At 63.4% G+C, this 17,122-nt stretch carries 10 protein-coding genes; 8 read left to right on the top strand and 2 right to left on the bottom strand.

Annotation, left to right across the window (positions count from 1 at the left end; genetic code table 11):
* Window positions 1-6 precede the first annotated feature (6 nt).
* The 4 genes from zwf to YUO_RS0109840 are packed head-to-tail and all read left to right on the top strand — an operon-like array spanning window position 7 to window position 3,588.
* Window positions 7-1,518, top strand: coding sequence for a glucose-6-phosphate dehydrogenase (gene zwf, locus YUO_RS0109825; protein ID WP_028347095.1), 1,512 nt, complete (start codon window positions 7-9; stop codon window positions 1,516-1,518).
* A gap of 3 nt (window positions 1,519-1,521) precedes the next feature.
* Window positions 1,522-2,277 carry a 6-phosphogluconolactonase gene (pgl, locus tag YUO_RS0109830; RefSeq protein ID WP_028347096.1) on the top strand — a complete coding sequence of 252 codons (756 nt, stop codon included), beginning with the start codon at window positions 1,522-1,524 and terminating at the stop codon, window positions 2,275-2,277.
* Window positions 2,246-2,788, top strand: coding sequence for a gluconokinase (locus tag YUO_RS0109835; RefSeq protein WP_051379349.1), 543 nt, complete (start codon window positions 2,246-2,248; stop codon window positions 2,786-2,788). The genes pgl and YUO_RS0109835 overlap by 32 nt, the downstream gene beginning before the upstream one ends.
* Window positions 2,785-3,588, top strand: coding sequence for a Cof-type HAD-IIB family hydrolase (locus YUO_RS0109840; RefSeq protein WP_028347098.1), 804 nt, complete (start codon window positions 2,785-2,787; stop codon window positions 3,586-3,588). The genes YUO_RS0109835 and YUO_RS0109840 overlap by 4 nt, the downstream gene beginning before the upstream one ends.
* Before the next feature lie 145 nt (window positions 3,589-3,733).
* Here the strand turns inward: YUO_RS0109840 and YUO_RS0109845 are convergent, their stop codons facing one another.
* Window positions 3,734-5,539: a glycoside hydrolase family 15 protein gene (locus tag YUO_RS0109845; RefSeq protein WP_028347099.1), complete on the bottom strand. Its 1,806-nt coding sequence runs from the start codon at window positions 5,537-5,539 to the stop codon at window positions 3,734-3,736.
* A gap of 72 nt (window positions 5,540-5,611) precedes the next feature.
* Window positions 5,612-7,558, bottom strand: coding sequence for a 4-alpha-glucanotransferase (malQ, locus tag YUO_RS0109850; RefSeq protein WP_028347100.1), 1,947 nt, complete (start codon window positions 7,556-7,558; stop codon window positions 5,612-5,614).
* A 296-nt stretch (window positions 7,559-7,854) separates the two neighbouring features.
* Here malQ and treS point away from each other — a divergent pair, with 296 nt between their 5' ends.
* Genes treS through treZ form a run of 4 tightly spaced genes read left to right on the top strand, consistent with a single transcriptional unit; the run spans window position 7,855 to window position 17,119 of the window.
* The gene (gene treS, locus YUO_RS0109855) at window positions 7,855-11,148 is read left to right on the top strand and encodes a maltose alpha-D-glucosyltransferase (protein WP_430649534.1); all 3,294 of its coding nucleotides are present in this window, start codon (window positions 7,855-7,857) and stop codon (window positions 11,146-11,148) included.
* Window positions 11,145-13,292 carry a 1,4-alpha-glucan branching protein GlgB gene (gene glgB, locus YUO_RS0109860; RefSeq protein WP_028347102.1) on the top strand — a complete coding sequence of 716 codons (2,148 nt, stop codon included), beginning with the start codon at window positions 11,145-11,147 and terminating at the stop codon, window positions 13,290-13,292. The genes treS and glgB overlap by 4 nt, the downstream gene beginning before the upstream one ends.
* A 3-nt stretch (window positions 13,293-13,295) precedes the next feature.
* On the top strand, window positions 13,296-15,371 hold the full coding sequence (gene glgX / locus YUO_RS0109865; protein ID WP_028347103.1) for a glycogen debranching protein GlgX: 2,076 nt from the start codon (window positions 13,296-13,298) through the stop codon (window positions 15,369-15,371).
* Window positions 15,368-17,119, top strand: coding sequence for a malto-oligosyltrehalose trehalohydrolase (treZ, locus tag YUO_RS0109870; RefSeq protein ID WP_028347104.1), 1,752 nt, complete (start codon window positions 15,368-15,370; stop codon window positions 17,117-17,119). Before glgX ends, treZ begins: the two co-directional genes overlap by 4 nt.
* Window positions 17,120-17,122: the final 3 nt, after the last annotated feature.

Raw genomic sequence — 17,122 nt, forward strand, 5'->3', positions numbered from 1 at the left:
GCGGTCATGGCGGTCGGTCAAACAACACAGAAGAAGCCCGATCCCTGCTCCTTCGTGATTTTCGGCGTCACCGGCGACCTCACGCACCGGCTGATCATCCCTGCCCTGTATAATCTCGCCGCCAGCGATCTCCTGCCGGATAGATTCTGCCTGGTCGGCGTCGCCCGCAAGGGCATGACGAACGACAGGCTGCGCGAGAGCCTGATGAAGGGCCTGCGCCAGTTCGCGACCCGGCCGGTGGAGGATGCGATTTCGCGTCGGCTTTTGGATTGCCTGACCTGCATCGAAGCCGATCCGAAGGATCCGGCTTCATTCGACGCGATGAGCAAGCAGCTCGGCGACCTGGAAGCCGCGCGAAACACCGGCGGCAACCGGCTGTTCTACCTGGCAACGCCGCCGAACGCCTTCCTGCCGATCAGCCGCGAGCTAGGCCGCACCGGCATGCTGGCCGAGAACGGCGCGTGGCGGCGGCTGGTGGTGGAAAAGCCGTTCGGCACCGACCTCGCTTCCGCCAAGGCGCTGAACAGCGAATTGCTAAAACTTGTCGATGAGCACGAGATCTACCGGATCGATCACTATCTCGGCAAGGAAACGGTGCAGAACATTTTAGTGCTGCGCTTTGCCAACGGCATGTTCGAGCCGATCTGGAATCGCAACCATATCGACCATGTCCAGATCACGGTCAATGAACAGCTCGGCGTCGGCCACCGCGGCAGCTTTTACGACCAGACCGGCGCGCTGCGCGACATGGTGCCGAACCATCTGTTTCAATTGCTGTCACTGGTAGCAATGGAGCCGCCGATCCGGTTCGACGCGCATTCGGTCCGCACCGAAAAGGCGGACGTGCTGGCCGCGATCCAGCTCCAGAGCGAGGCCGAGGCGCTGCGGAATTCCGTGCGCGGCCAATATCTGGCCGGCCGGATCGGAGATAACGAGATTGCGGACTATCGCAAAATCGCAGACGTCGCGGCCGGCAGTACGACCGAAACCTATGTGGCGCTGAAACTAATCATCGACAATTGGCGCTGGGCCGGCGTTCCCTTCTACCTGCGCACTGGCAAGGCGCTCGGCGTCAAGCGCACCGAAGTCGCGATCAAGTTCAAGCAGGCGCCGTTCGCGATGTTCAACTGCACGCCGGTGGAACGGCTGGCGCAGAATTACCTCGTGATCGGGGTCGCGCCGAACGAAGGCATCGCGCTGCAGTTCAACACCAAGGTGCCCGGCCCCTCGATCCTGATCGACGGCGTCGAGATGAAGTTTCGCTACAAGGACTATTTCAAGGCGGAGCCTTCGACCGGCTACGAGACGCTGATCTATGACTGCATGACCGGCGACAACATCCTGTTCCAGCGCGCCGACAGCGTCGAGGCCGGCTGGAAGGCGGTGCAACCATTTCTCGACGCCTGGAAGAAGGTAGGGGCCGAGGGCTTGCAGACCTACCAGGCCGGCAGCGAAGGTCCGCAGGAAGCGAACGAACTGTTGACCCGCGAAGGCCGAAGCTGGCGAAAGCTCGGGTGAGCGATGACAGCGAACGACAATCGCCGCGTGATCGCGGTCGCCGATCCGGCCGCACTCGCCGAGGCCGCGGCCGATCGCGTGCTCGCCAGGATCGAGGCCAATAGCGGCCGCGTGGCGATTTGCCTGACCGGCGGATCCAGCCCCAGACAGCTTTATCAATTGCTCGCAACCGATGCGTATCGCAGCCGGATCCCGTGGCAGCGCGTGCACTGGTTCATTGGCGACGAGCGCTTCGTGCCGGCGGACGATCCACTCAACAACATGGGCATGGCGCGAGAGCTTTTTCTGGATAGCTGCGCGCCGGCGGCAAACATCCATCCGATTCCGACCGCGACCGCCGACCCGACCGATCCGGATCGCTGCGCCGCGCTTTACGAACGGGAACTGCAATCGTTCTATGGAGCAGACACGCTCGATCAAGCCCGCCCATTGTTCGATCTCGTGTTGATGGGTGTAGGTCCCGATGGCCACACCGCGTCGCTGTTTCCCGGCGATCCCGCGCTCGATCAGACCGCGCGCTGGGTGGTCGGCGTGCCACGCGCGAATGTCGAGCCATTCGTCCCGCGGGTCACCCTCACGCTGCCCACCCTTGCCTCCTGCCGCGAAATGCTGTTCGAGATAGCGGGCACCGAGAAGCATGCGATCTTGACGCGCCTCCTTGCACGCGAGAATCTGCCTGCCAACCGTGCGCGATCCACCGGCGAGACGGTCTGGCTGGTGGACCGGGATGCGCTTCCGGAGGATTTTGGTGGGCGATAGGACTCCCAGCGCGCTGGTGGTGATGGGCGTTTCCGGTTCGGGCAAGAGCACCATCGCCGATCGTCTCGCAAAACGCCTCGGCTGGCGCTACGAGGACGGCGACCGGTTTCACCCGCCGGGAAACGTTGCGAAGATGAGCGCCGGCCACCCGCTGACCGACGAGGACCGCTGGCCGTGGCTGCGGGCAATCGCCGACGAGATCGACCGCCTCTCAGGGTCCGGCGAGCACGCCGTGATCGCCTGCTCGGCATTGAAGCGCGCCTATCGCGACATTCTCGTGCACGGCCGCGACGATGTCCGCATCGTTTTTCTCGACGGAACGCAGGATCTGATCGCGGCCCGGCTTGCCGCCCGCAAGGGACATTTCATGCCGCCGGGCCTGCTCGCCAGCCAATTCAGGACGCTGGAGCCGCCGGGCGCGGGCGAGCGGCCGATCATTGTATCGATCGATGCCCCGGTGGAGAGCATCGTGGGTGACATCGTCGGTCAATTGAACCTGGTCCCCCAATGACACGTATCGCGCTCGTTGTTTCCGACGTCGACGGCACCCTGTTGACGCACGACAAGATCCTGACCGATGGCGCCAAGGCGGCCGCTCGCAAGCTGCATGCGGCCGGCATCGGTTTCACCATCGTCTCCAGCCGGCCGACCATCGGCATGGGTTTCCTGATCGAGCCGCTTTCGATCACGCTTCCGGTCGGCACCTTCAACGGCAGCTCGATCGTCGATGCCGGGCTCAAACCGATCGAGCAGCATTTGATCGGCGCAACCGTGGCCCAGCGCACGCTCGACGTACTCAATGCCTTCGGCGTGGATATCTGGCTGTTCACCAATCAGCGCTGGTACACGCGCAATCCCGACGGCGAGTACGTCCCGCACGAGAAGCGCGCGATCAAGGCCGATCCGACCATCGTCACCGACTTCACGCCGCATCTCGCGGAGACCTGCAAGATCGTCGGCGCCAGTTCGGATGCTGCGCTGTTGCAGCGCTGCGAGGTGGCAATGCGAGAGGCGCTCGGCCGGGAGGTCGTCGCGGTTCGCTCGCAGACCTATTATCTCGACGTCACGCCGCCCGGTCACGACAAGGGCACCTTCGTGGACGCCATGATCAGCCGGCTCGGCATTTCGGCGGCAGCGGTCGCGACCATCGGCGACATGGAGAACGATCTTCCGATGTTTGCCCGAAGCGGCGTTTCGTTTGCGATGGGCAATGCGGCCGAAGACATCAAAAAGCACGCCACGCACGTCACCGACAGCAACGAGCGCGACGGATTCGCGGCGGCGATCGAGACCGTGCTGCGGCTCCGATAGGCAAGGGCGCGGAACCGTAGGGTGGGCAGAGCCACCGGGTCGCGCGAACGCGCGCCCGATGACAGGCTCCGCGTGCCCACCATTTTAGAGCAGGACGTGAGATGGTGGGCACGGCGCTGCGCGCCCACCCTACCGACCTCGCCCGCTATTTCGAGCGCTGCATCGCCGGTTTCTCGGTTGCCTTCTTCGCCACGCTGAGGTTCTGCGCGGTGTTGATCAGCGCGATATGCGTCAGCGCCTGCGGGAAATTTCCTGTCTGGCGACCGGCCACCGTATCGTACTCCTCGGCCAAGAGGCCGAGGTCGTTGGCGACTGCGACGACGCGGGCGAACAACTCCTGCGCCTTGCCGAATTCGCCCGCCAGCACATACGCGTCCGCAAGCCACAGCGTGCAGGCGAGGAACGCGCCTTCGGCCGGCTGTTTCTCCGCCGGGACTTCCCGCGGGTCGTGCCGCAGCACAAAACCGTCCTGCATCAGATGCTGTTCGACCGCGACAAGCGTACCGCGCACGCGGGGGTCCTCCGGCGGCAGAAATCCCACTGACGGCAGCAATAAGATGCTCGCGTCGAGCATTTTCGAGCCGTATGACTCGACGAACGCGTTCAACTCGGCGTCAAAGCCCTTTGCGCAGACGTCGGCGTGAATGGCGTCGCGCAGCGCGCGCCATTTCTCGAGCGGCGCCTTGAAGCCAAATGTTTCCGCGCTCTTGATGCCGCGGTCGAACGCGACCCAGGTCATTACTTTCGACGAGACATAATGCCTGCCCGCGCCCCGGCGCTCCCAGATGCCGTGATCCGGTTGGTCCCACCGCTCGGCAAGGTGCTGCAGCACGGCGCATTCCAGCGCCCAGCTCGTTTCATCCATTTCAAGCTTGGCCACGCGCCACTGGTGAAAGGCGTCGATCAGTTCGCCGTAGACGTCGAGCTGCAGTTGCGCATGCGCGGCGTTGCCGATCCGCACGGGACGTGCGCCTTCATAGCCGGGCAGCCACGTGGCCTCCCATTCCAGGAGACGCCGCTGGCCCATGATGCCGTACATGATCTGCATGTTGGCGGGAGAACCCGCCGCTGCCCGCAACAGCCAATGGTGCCAGGCGGAAGCTTCCTCGGTATAGCCCGAGTTCATCAGCGCCAGCAGCGTGAAGGTGGCGTCGCGCAGCCAACAGAAGCGATAATCCCAATTCCTGGCGCCGCCGAGCTTTTCCGGCAGCGAGGTCGTCGGCGCAGCGACGATGCCGCCGGTCGGCGCATAGGTCTGCGCCTTCAGCGTGATCAGCGAGCGCATCACGAGAGCGCGGTATTCGCCCTCATAGGTGCAACGGTTGCTCCACTCGGTCCAGAACGCTTCGGTATCCTGCAAGGCATAGGCCGGATCGATCGGCTTGGGCACCGGCAGATGCGAAGGGCCGTAGGTGAGCACGAAGGGGACGGTATCGCCCTCGCCGACCTCGAAATCGGCGACCGTCGTCAGGTCCTCCCCGCGCGTTTCCACCGGGGTGCGCAACACCGTCATGTCCTGTCCGCAAATAGCGAGCAGGGCGGAGCCGTCCTCGGTCTTCTTGACCCAGGGAATATCGGTGCCGAAGCCGAAGCGGATGACAAGCTGCATGTGCATCCTGACCCGCCCGCGAAGGCCGCGCACCAACCGCACCACATCGGAGGCGTTGCCGCGCGGCGGCATGAAATCGAGCAGCTCGACCGCGCCGTCAGCGGTCTCGAACCGCGTCTGCAGGATCAGGGTGTCGCCCCAATAGTTGCGCGAGGTGCCGGTAACTTCCTCCACCGGTGCGATCAGCCAGCGGCCATGCTTGTGGGTACCGAGAAGGGCTGCAAAGCAAGCGTCGGAATCGAAGGCCGGCCAGCACAGCCAATCGATCGATCCGTCACGGCCGACCAGTGCCGCGGTCTCGCAATCGCCGATCAACCCGTAGTCTTCGATCCGGCACGACAAGGTGATTCACCGCCAGAACGGAATGGCATTTCTTCCAACTGTCATCCCGCTCTGCCTTCCTTCTCGAACTCGTCAGATCGCGGCGCGCGATCGCTCATGGGTTGCCGCCTTGAGTGCGGCGATGTCGATCGTGGACGTCATCTCCTCGATCGACACCGGAAGCCGCCGCCGCCAGTTCGGATGCTCGTTGACGGTACCGGGGATATTGGGCTGGTCGACCACCCCAAGCAGATCTTCCAGCGAGACCGCGAGCAGCCGCGACTTGGTCCGCGCCAGGAAGTTCGCGACCGAATAGAGATCGTTGCGGTAGATGGCGTGATGCCGCAGCACGTCGTCCAGCATGGCAAGCGCGTGCCAGCGCGCCTCGTCGCTCTCGCCCGGATCGATCCCGAGCGAGCGCTTCAGCTTGAGATCGCCGAACGAGCGCCAGCCGGCATAGGTCGAGAGATCATGGGTGTTGAAGGTGACGAGCGCGTTGGTCAGGTAATGATCGATGCTGCGGAACGATCCGTGGTCGTCGCGCTCGAACATCATCACGAGATACGACCAGATGCCCCAATCGGCGATCTGGTCGCGAAAGCCTTCCGGCACGGTGCCGAGATCTTCGCCGATCACGACGCAGCGCTGCGTGAGGCTTTCCAGCGCGGTCACCGCAAGCAGCGCCTCGAACGGCATCTGCACATAGACGCCGTCGCGTGCGGTGAAGCCTTGCGGCACCAGATAGAGCCGCTTCAGCCCGAGCACATGGTCGAGCCGGATCGCACCGGCGTGCCGCATCGAGGCGCGCAGCATGTCGCGATACGGCGCAAAGGACTGCCGTTCGAGCCCTGCCGCATTGAAGCCGGCAAGGCCCCAGGTCTGGCCGGCGGTGTTGAGGGGATCGGGTGGCGCGCCGACGCCAAGATGACGAGAGATCGCGACCTGTTCGTTCCAGGCATCGAACCCGTCGGCCTGTACGCCGACCGCGACGTCGAGATAGAGCCCTACCTTCATGCCAAGCTTCTTCGCCAGATCGCTGGCCGCGCCGAGCTGCCGGTCTGCGGTCCATTGCACAAATTCGACGAATTCGATTTCGTTGGCGTCCGGGCCTTGGCGAAGGGCGGCGCATCTGGCGTCGTCGGGCTGCCGCCACTCTTCTGGCCACTCCCACCACGGCTTGCCGAATTTGTGCCGGAGTACCTCGAAGCAGGCAAAATGCGACAGCAAGGTACCGCACTCGGTACGGAATTTGTCGAAATCCTGTCGGCGGGTTGGGTTGGCATTGGCCTTGAAGGCAGCAAAGGCGGAGCGAAGCGCGCGCCATTTCAAACCGGCGACACTGACATAATCGACGACGTCGCCCGCCCGCAATGGCGCCAGCGCCTCGCGAGTTTCGGAATCGAGCTGATATTCGGGAAGCTTTTCGACGTCGATGTAAAGCGCGTTGAGAAACAACCGGCTGTTCGGCGAATACGGGCTGCAATCGCCCGGGCGATCGTCGAACAGGGCGTGTAGCGGATTGAGGCCGACGCCGTCGGCGCCGAGATGATCGGCGAGTGCGATCAGGCTTGCGAGGTCGGCGAAGTCGCCCATGCCCCAGTTGCGCGCGGAGCGGACGCCGTAAAGCTGGACGGCGAGCAGCCAGCAGCGGTCGAACTCGCCGCCAAACGCCCGTTCCGGCGCCGAGATCAGCGGCACGTCCTCGACTCTCGCGGCATCGCTCAACTGCAGCCGGTAGATGCCGAGCGGCAGGTCCCTGGGCCAGTCGATGGCATGATCCGAGCTCTCGCCCTTGGCGATAACTCCTGAATCTGCAACGATTTTCCACTCCGCCGGGAGCGTGGCTGTGGGGAGTTCGGTTCGCGACGGCCGTCCGGACCGGACCACGACCGGGTGGCCTACCAGCGGCCCCGGCGCCTGCGGCGGCAGGGCATCCAGGATAATTTTGAGGGCGGCCGCGTCTGTCACACGGCGATTACCCTGACCATCCAGGAATTCGGTTTGAATTCCCAGGGCTTTAGCTTGAGCGAAAAGATCCATTCGGCACGTACTTTGCACGCAAACATCAAACCGATGTCGCGAAATTGTCCAATTACGGGAAGGAGATAGACGGTGTCTAACGTTCAGGCCCGCCAACGGTTCCGCTGGAACCAAAGCGAACCGAGCGGCTTCTATCTATGTCCGGAACGTCTCCCTTTCTGCAAACGAAACGGGGACGTCATTTCCATGGCAATGGCATCACCGTGAACAAAAAAGCGCAAACCGCCGAGAGCTCCAACGCCGGCGTCTCCCTTCCTATCGACGGCTCCTATCCACTGAATCCGGATAGCAGCATTGTGGTCGAAGCAAAGGAGCTGCCCGCAGCCGACGTCGCCACAGAGGAGCTCTGGTACAAGGATGCGATCATCTATCAGTTGCACGTCAAGGCCTTCGCCGACAGCAACAATGACGGCATCGGCGACTTTGCCGGGCTGACGGAGAAACTGGGGTACCTGCAAGACCTTGGCGTCACCACATTGTGGCTGTTGCCGTTCTATCCCTCCCCCGGTCGCGACGACGGCTACGACATCGCGGACTACGGCGACATCAACCCCGATTTCGGGACGATGAAGGATTTCAGGCGCTTCATTCAGGAAGCCAAGAAGCGCGGCCTGCGGGTCATTACCGAGCTCGTCATCAACCACACCTCCGATCAGCACGACTGGTTCAAGCGCGCCCGCCGCTCGGACCCGAACTCCTCTGCCCGCAACTGGTATGTCTGGAGCGATACCGACCAGAAATATTTGGGCACGCGGATCATCTTCACCGATACCGAGAAGTCGAACTGGACCTGGGACCCGGAAGCTGGCCAGTTCTACTGGCACCGCTTCTTCTCGCACCAGCCGGATCTCAATTTCGACAATCCGCGCGTGGTGAGCGCGCTGGTGCAGGTGATGAAGCGGTGGCTCGACACCGGGGTCGACGGCTTCCGGCTCGACGCCATTCCCTATCTCTGCGAGCGCGACGGCACCAACAACGAGAACCTGCCGGAGACGCATGCCATCATCAAGCGGCTGCGCAGCGAACTCGATGCCTACGCAAAAGGCAAGGTGCTGCTGGCCGAGGCCAATCAATGGCCGGAGGACGTGCAGGAATATTTCGGCCGTGGCGACGAATGCCACATGGCCTATCATTTTCCGCTAATGCCGCGCATCTACATGGCTATCGCGCAGGAAGACCGTTTTCCGATCACCGACATCCTGCGCCAGACGCCGGATATTCCAGGCAATTGCCAGTGGGCGCTGTTCCTGCGCAACCACGACGAACTGACGCTGGAAATGGTCACCGACGTCGAGCGCGATTACCTGTGGTCGACCTACGCCAACGATCCGCGCGCCCGCATCAATGTCGGCATCCGGCGGCGGCTGGCGCCGCTTATGGACAATGACCGGCGCAAGATCGAGCTGATGAATTCGCTGTTGTTCTCGTTTCCGGGCACGCCGATCATCTATTATGGCGACGAGATCGGCATGGGCGACAACATCTATCTCGGCGACCGCAACGGCGTCCGCACCCCGATGCAGTGGACGCCGGATCGCAACGGCGGCTTCTCGCGTGCCGACCCCGCGCGGCTCTACGCGCCGACAATCATGGACCCGGTCTATGGCTACGAGTCCGTCAATGTCGAGGCGCAGTCCCGCAGCCTCTCCTCGCTGCTCTCTGCCACCAAGCGGCTGATCGCGGTTCGCAAATCCACGCTCGCCTTCGGCCGCGGCAGCATGACATTCATTCGCCCGGAAAACCGCTCGGTGTTGTGCTATGTGCGCCAGTACCGGGACGAGGTCATTCTGTGCGTCGCCAATCTGTCGCGATCGGCTCAGGCGACCGAACTGGATCTCTCCGCCTTCAAGGACCGCATCCCGCTGGAAATGCTCGGCCGCACGCGCTTCCCGGCGATCGGCGAGCTGCCCTACATGATCACGCTGTCGCCTTACGGCTTCTACTGGTTCGAACTGCAGGAGCGCGACAAATCGGCGCCGGTGCCGCAGCGCGCGGTGCCCGAGTTTGAAACGCTGGTGGTGCCGTTGAACGCGACCTGGGTATCGCTGGCGCGCGAGCGCGGCGTGTTCGAGCGCGACGTGCTTCCGGGACATCTGGCGCGCAGCCGCTGGTACCCGGAACGCTCGGCCAAGGCGATCCATCCGAAACTAACGTCGGCGATTCCGTTCTGCGACATCGGCGACAACCGGCCGTGGCTCGCTTTTTTCGAAGCGACGCAGCGCGGCGTCACCACGCGCTACGTGCTGCCGATGCAGATCGAATGGGTGCGCTTCGACCGCGAGCGCTACAATCCGCATGCGCTGGCCGCCGTTCGCCAGGGCGCGCGTGAGGGAACGCTGCTCGACGTTGCCACCGACCAGATCTTCGTCGCGCTATTTTTGCGCAATCTGCAGCAATCGCTGACGATCGACGAGAGCGAACAGGGCCTGCGGCTCGAATTCCGGCCGACCCGCCGCTTCGACGACAAGCCGATCCGGCAGCCCGAGCACATCCGCACCATTGAATCCGAACTGCCGCGCAGCACCGCGCTGGTGGACAATGACTATGTCGTCAAGATCTACCGGACGCTTCAGGCCGGCCCCAATCCCGAAATCGAGATGGGACGCTTCCTGACTGACGTCGCCAACTTTCCCAATGCGCCGGCGCTGCTCGGCAGCGCCGAGCTGGTCGAGGGCAACGAGAAGAGCGCGGTCGGCGTCGTTCACGCCTTCATCGCCAATCAGGGCGACCTCTGGACCATGAGTGCGGCCTATCTCGATCGCTTCGTCGAGGAGCAGAGCCTGCTCGCAGCGAGCATCCATCCCGGCGAGCGCGAGGAAGAGATCCCTTACCTTCGCTACATCTCGCAGGCCGGACGGCGCGTGGCCGAGCTGCATGTTGCGCTCGCCAGCAACGCCGAGCTTGCCGAATTCGCGCCGGAGCCGACCAGCGGCGACGACGTGCAGCGCTGGGTCGACGATCTGCTGCTCAGCGCCGGGCGCGTCTTCGATGCGCTTCGGCAGCGGCGAGAAACGCTGAAGGAAGCCGACCGAGCGTTGGCCGATCAGGTGCTGGCGTTGCAGCCGGTCCTGCCGGATTGGCTGGAAACGCTGCTGCTGCGTGAGGCCGACGCCGCCAACATTCGCGGCCATGGCGACCTCGATCTCACCCAGTTGCTGATCGTCAAGGACGACATCTTCATCGTCGACTTCGAAGGCGCGCCGCGGCGCAGTATCGCCGAACGCCGCCGCAAGATGCCCGCAGCACGCGACATCGCAAGCCTGATCCGCTCGATCGATTATTCGGCAACCGCAGCCCTTGAGCGCGCGCTCAAAGTAGCCCACGATGATCACGGCAAGCTCGGCGCGGCGCTTGGCGAATGGCGGGACCGGGCGACGGCCGCATTTCTCGCCGCCTACCGCGAAGCAATGACCGACCAACGGCTTTGGCCGGCCGATCCGACGGCGGCAGACGGCCTGCTGACCTTCTTCCTGCTCGAGAAGGCGCTGAACGAGATCGAACACGAACTGTCATTCCGGCCGGAATGGCTGCGCGTGCCACTGAGCGGAATTACCAAAATGTTGTCACAACCGTCCTTCGAGTCCTCATGACCAAGCTATCCGCAGAGGCCTACGCAATCATCGAAGGCAAGCATTCGGATCCGTTTCGATATCTCGGCTTGCACAGCGAAGGCGGACACAGCGTGGTGCGCGCTTTCATCCCCGAAGCGTCCAACGTGGAGGCGATCGGCGAGCAAGGCGAGACGGCGCCGCTTGAGCGCATTCACGATGCCGGGCTGTTTGAAGGCGCACTGCCGAACGGATCGAAACGCTATCAGCTCCGCGCCCGCTTCGGCGAGAACGTCGTCGATCTCGACGACCCCTACCGCTTTCCGCCCGTGCTCAGCGACTTCGACCTCTATCTCCTGGGCGAAGGCACCCACCGGCGGATCTACGACAAGCTCGGCGCGCATCCGATGATACTCGATGGCGTCGACGGCGTGGCGTTCGTGGTGCTGGCGCCGAACGCCAAGGCAGTCAACGTGGTCGGCGATTTCAATTTCTGGAATGCGCGGCGGCATCCGATGCGGGTGCGCGGCGTCGGCTATTGGGAATTGTTCGTGCCCCATGCCCGCGCCGGCGACCGGTACAAGTTCGATATTACCGGCTCCGACGGACGGCATCTGCCGCTGAAATCCGATCCAGTGGCCTTTGCGGCGGAAGTCCGACCCTCAACGGCCTCTATCGTCGTCGACGAAAGCAGAATTTCGCATCCGCGCCCGGCGCCGTCGGGCATCAACGCGCTGGAAGCGCCGATCTCGATCTACGAGGTTCATCTCGGCTCCTGGCGGCGCAAGAACGGCAATGAATGGCTGAGCTATCGCGACCTCGCCGAACAGCTTCCGGCCTATGCCAAGGATATGGGCTTTACCCATCTCGAGTTTCTGCCCGTCAGCGAACATCCGTTCGACGGCTCCTGGGGCTATCAGCCGACCGGCCTGTACGCGCCGACCAGCCGGTTCGGCCCGCCGGAAGACTTTGCCGCCCTCGTCGATGCCTGTCATCGCGAGGGGCTCGGCGTGTGGCTCGACTGGGTGCCCGGACATTTTCCCGACGATCCGCATGGGCTCGGCTATTTCGACGGCACCGCACTCTACGAGCACGCCCACCCGATGCAGGGCCGCCATCTCGACTGGGGCACGCTGATCTACAATTACGGTCGCACCGAAGTGGTCAACTTCCTGGTCTCCAACGCGCTGTTCTGGCTCGATCGCTACGGCGTCGACGGCCTGCGCGTCGATGCCGTCGCCTCGATGCTCTACCTCGACTACAGCCGGCCCGCCGGCGAGTGGATTCCGAACCGGCTCGGCGGCCGGGAAAACCTCGAAGCCATCGAGTTCCTGCGCCGCTTCAACATCGAACTGTTCGGGCATTTTCCGGAAGCCACCACGGCCGCGGAAGAATCTACCGCGTGGCCGCAGGTCTCGCGGCCGGTCGAGTATGGCGGGCTCGGCTTCGGCTTCAAATGGAACATGGGCTGGATGCACGACACGCTGAAATATATCGGCAAGGATCCGATATACCGGAAGCACCATCACGGCGACGTGCTGTTCGGCCTGCATTACGCATTTTCAGAGAATTTCATTTTGCCGCTTTCGCATGACGAAGTCGTGCACGGCAAGCGATCGATCCTCGGCCGCATGCCTGGCGACGAGTGGCAGCGCTTTGCGAACCTGCGTGCCTATTACAGCTTCATGTTCGGCCATCCCGGCAAGAAGCTCCTGTTCATGGGCTGCGAGTTCGGCCAGGAGCGCGAATGGAATCACGATCATTCGCTGGACTGGCACCTTTTGGCGCAGCACCGCCATAGCGGGATGCAGAACCTGATCCGCGACCTCAACCGGCTCTATCGCAGCGTGCCGGCGCTGCATCAGATGGATTGCAACCAAGCGGGATTTGAATGGGTCATCACCCACGATTCCGGCGGCAACGTCTTTGCCTGGCTGCGCAAGGGTTTCGATGCGCGCGCGCGCTGCCTCGTGGTCGTGAACTTCTCGCCGAATGTCTATCACAATTACCGCGTCCGGGCGCCGTTCGCTGGCAAGTGGAGGGAAGCGCTCAATTCCGATTCTGCGCATTATGGCGGCAGCAATGTCGGCAACGTCGGCGACGTCCATACCCTGGAAGGCAGCATCCCCGAACTCAGCCTCACCATTCCGCCTCTGGCTGCGATCTTTCTCGTACCGGAAAGCTGACGCATGCGACTGTCCGCGGGAAGCCCCGCCCGCCTCGGAGCAAGCTGGGACGGCAGGGGTACCAACTTCGCGCTATTCTCGGCCAATGCGGAGAAGGTCGAGCTTTGCCTGTTCGACGGCCAGGGCCGCCGCGAACTCGAGCGAATCGAACTGCCCGAGCGCAATGAGGACGTCTGGCACGGCTATCTCAACGACGTCTCGCCAGGACAGCTCTACGGCTATCGCGTCCACGGCCCCTACGCGCCGGAGCGCGGACACCGCTTCAACGCCAACAAGCTGTTGCTCGATCCCTATGCCAAGCGGCTCGCCGGCAGGCTGGTGTGGAGCGACGCGCATTTCGGCTATCGAACGGGGAGCGCGCGCGAGGATCTTTCGTTCGACCGCCGCGACAACGCGCGCGGCATGCCGAAGGCGGTCGTGGTCGACGAGACCTTCAACTGGGGCCGCCGCGAGATACGGCCGAACATCGCCTGGGAAGACACCGTCATTTATGAGGCCCACGTCAAGGGCCTGACGCAGCGGCGCGACGACGTGGCGCCGGGCTGGCGCGGCACCTATGGCGGGTTGTGCTCGCCGGCGATGATCGACCATCTCAAGCGGCTCGGCGTCACCACCATCGAACTGTTGCCGATCCACGGCTTGATCGACGACCGGGTGCTGGTGGAAAAGAAGCTCTCCAACTACTGGGGCTACAACACGCTGGCGTTCTTCGCACCGGAGCCGCGCTATGCGCAGGACAATGCGCTCGATGCGTTCCGCACCACAGTGGCGCGGCTGCACGACGCCGGCATCGAGGTGATGCTCGACGTAGTCTACAACCACACCGCCGAAGGCAATCATCTCGGCCCGACGCTGTGTTTCCGCGGTATCGATAACGCGTCCTATTACTGGCTCAACAAAGAGCATCCGCGGTACTATGACGACTTCACCGGCTGCGGCAGCTCGGTCAACCTCACCCATCCCCGCGTGCTGCAGATGGTGATGGACTCGCTGCGCTACTGGGTCGAGGTCTGCCATGTCGACGGCTTCCGCTTCGACCTCGCCACCACGCTGGCGCGCGAGCCGAACGGTTTTGACCGCAATTCCGCGTTCCTCATGGCCGTGCGGCAGGACCCGGTGCTGGCAACCGTAAAGCTCGTCGCCGAGCCGTGGGACCTCGGCCTGGGCGGCTATCAGGTCGGCGCGTTTCCCTCGCAATGGTCGGAATGGAACGATCGTTATCGCAGCGCGCTACGGCGCTACTGGAGCGGCGAAGGCAGCCTGATCGGCGAGGTCTCGCGCCGCATGACCGCCTCATCCGACCTGTTCCACCATGACAACCGAGCAACGCGCGCCAGCATCAATCACATCACCGTGCATGACGGTTTCACGTTGGCCGACCTGTTCAGCTACAACGAGAAGCACAACGAGGCGAACGGCGAGGACAATCGCGACGGCTCCAACGATAACCACAGCAACAATTGCGGCCATGAGGGCCCGACCACGGACGCCGCGATCGTGGAGCTGCGCCGGCAGCTCCGCAAGAACCAGTTCGCCTGCCTTTTCCTCGCGCAGGGGACGCCCTTGATGCTGGCCGGCGATGAAGCCGGCAATTCGCAGAACGGCAACAACAACGCCTATTGCCAGGACAACGAGATCGGCTGGGTCAACTGGGAAAATCTCGGCAAGCCGGGCGAAGACCTCACCGATTTCGTCGGCTACATGACCGCGCTGCGCCGGCGCTTCCCGCAACTGCGCTACCAGCGCTGGCTCTCCGGGCGGCGCAAGGACGGCTCCTACGGCGTGCTGTGGCTGACGCCGGCAGCCGAGGAGATGCAGGAAGCCGACTGGAATTTTCCGGAAGGACGGTTCCTCGCCTATGTGCTGGGGCCTTTGGAACCAGGTCAGCCGCCGATCTTTATCGTGCTGAACGCTGCGCCTGAAGAGATTGCTTTCAAGTTGCCGCAGATGCCCGAATACAAGAGCTGGCAGCAGGTACTGAACACGACCGAGGCCGTGCTGGCCGCCACCGAATTCGCTTCGGGCGTCGAAACCAGCGCGCCGCCGCGATCGGTGCTTGTCTTTGCGGGCGCGGCATGAATGACCGGCAATTCGGCCCGCTTCTGACAAACTACGGCACGCGGTTTCGGCTGTGGGCGCCGGCGGCCAAACGCGTCGAGGTGATGCTGGAGCAACCTCACGCGATGAGGCGCGGCGAGGACGGCTGGTTCACGGCCGATATTGCCGGTGTCAAGGCCGGCGCGCGCTACAAGTTCCGCATCGATGGCGAACTCGACGTCCCCGATCCAGCTTCGCTGTTTCAGCCCGAGGACGTTTTCGGCCCGAGCGAAGTGATCGATCATGACGCGTATCGCTGGCGAGCCGCAAGCTGGCACGGACGGCCGTGGCAGGAGGCGGTGATCATCGAGGTGCATGTCGGCACCTTCACTGCGAAAGGCAGCTATCGCGCCATGATCGACAGGCTCGACCATCTCGTAGCCACCGGCATCACCGCATTGGAATTAATGCCGCTGGCGGATTTCGCCGGCTCCCGCAATTGGGGCTATGACGGCGTCTTGTGGTACGCACCCGACAGCTCCTATGGCCGTCCCGAAGATCTCAAGGAGCTGATCGACGAAGCGCACCTGCGCGGGCTGATGGTGATACTTGACGTCGTCTACAACCATTTCGGCCCCGAGGGAAATTATCTCGGCCGCTATGCGTCCTCCTTCTTCACCGAAGCCCACACGCCATGGGGTAGTGCGATCGACTATCGCGTCGGGCAAGTCCGTGCCTTTGCGATCGAGAACGCACTCTCCTGGCTGCGCGACTACCGCTTCGACGGGCTGCGGCTCGATGCCGTCAACTCGATCGTTGAACCGGGCGGGCTGTCGCTGCTGCATGACATCAGCGCCGCTGCCGGCCAATTGGCCGCGGAAACCGGCCGGCACATTCACCTCGTGCTGGAGAACGGCGACAACCGCGCCGGCATCCTGGATTCCGTCCAGGACCCTCCACACGGCAAATACCGCGCGCAATGGAACGACGATTACCATCACGCCTGGCGCGTGCTGATGACCGGCGAGAAGCAGGGCTACTATGGCGATTACCAGCGTTCGCCGAGATCGGATATCGCCCGCTCGCTATCATCAGGTTTCGTCTACCAGGGCGAGCCATCGGCTTTTCGCGGCGTTAGGCGTGGCGAGCCAAGCGGCCATCTCGCCCCGACCGCCTTCGTCAACTTCCTGCAGAACCACGACCAGATCGGCAATCGTGCGCTGGGCGACCGGCTAGAAGGCAACGCCGACACGCGGATGATCGAGGCGGCGCTTCAGATCCTGCTGATCGCGCCTCACATCCCCATGCTGTTCATGGGCGAAGAATGGGGCTCGACGGTCCCCTTCCCGTTTTTCTGCGATTTCGGCGGCGAACTCGCCGACGCGGTTCGGAAGGGCCGCCGCATCGAATTGGCCTGGGCCTATGCGGAATATGGCGATGAAGTCCCCGACGCGCTCGCCGCTTCGACCCGCGATTCCGCCGTTCTCGACTGGGATGGCCGCGACGCTCCGGCGGGGCAGAAACGCCTGACCATGGTGCGAAACCTATTGCAGGTTCGGCGGCAGGAGATTGTACCGCGGCTGGCCGGCGCAGCTTTTGGGAAAGCAGACGCGAAAAGCAGCGGGTTGCTGACCGCCGATTGGCGCATGGGCGATGGCACTGCGCTTCGCCTCACCGCCAACCTGTCGGAAAAGGCCGTTAGCCACGGCGAAGCTGCAGGAACCCTGATCTGGGGTAGCGAGTTGGGCAATAGCGTCCCGCCATGGTCGGTGCACTGGCGCATCGGATAGGAA

Origin of the sequence: Bradyrhizobium murdochi, from assembly GCF_000472965.1 — a bacterium.
Lineage (GTDB): Bacteria > Pseudomonadota > Alphaproteobacteria > Rhizobiales > Xanthobacteraceae > Bradyrhizobium > Bradyrhizobium murdochi.

Coding starts and splice junctions, on each gene's coding strand:
- treZ (WP_028347104.1), top strand. CDS start 15,368: ATGAATGACCGGCAATTCGGCCCGCTTCTGACAAACTACGGCACGCGG.
- glgX (WP_028347103.1), top strand. CDS start 13,296: ATGCGACTGTCCGCGGGAAGCCCCGCCCGCCTCGGAGCAAGCTGGGAC.
- malQ (WP_028347100.1), bottom strand. CDS start 7,558: ATGGATCTTTTCGCTCAAGCTAAAGCCCTGGGAATTCAAACCGAATTC.
- zwf (WP_028347095.1), top strand. CDS start 7: ATGGCGGTCGGTCAAACAACACAGAAGAAGCCCGATCCCTGCTCCTTC.
- glgB (WP_028347102.1), top strand. CDS start 11,145: ATGACCAAGCTATCCGCAGAGGCCTACGCAATCATCGAAGGCAAGCAT.
- YUO_RS0109835 (WP_051379349.1), top strand. CDS start 2,246: ATGCGCTTCCGGAGGATTTTGGTGGGCGATAGGACTCCCAGCGCGCTG.
- YUO_RS0109840 (WP_028347098.1), top strand. CDS start 2,785: ATGACACGTATCGCGCTCGTTGTTTCCGACGTCGACGGCACCCTGTTG.
- pgl (WP_028347096.1), top strand. CDS start 1,522: ATGACAGCGAACGACAATCGCCGCGTGATCGCGGTCGCCGATCCGGCC.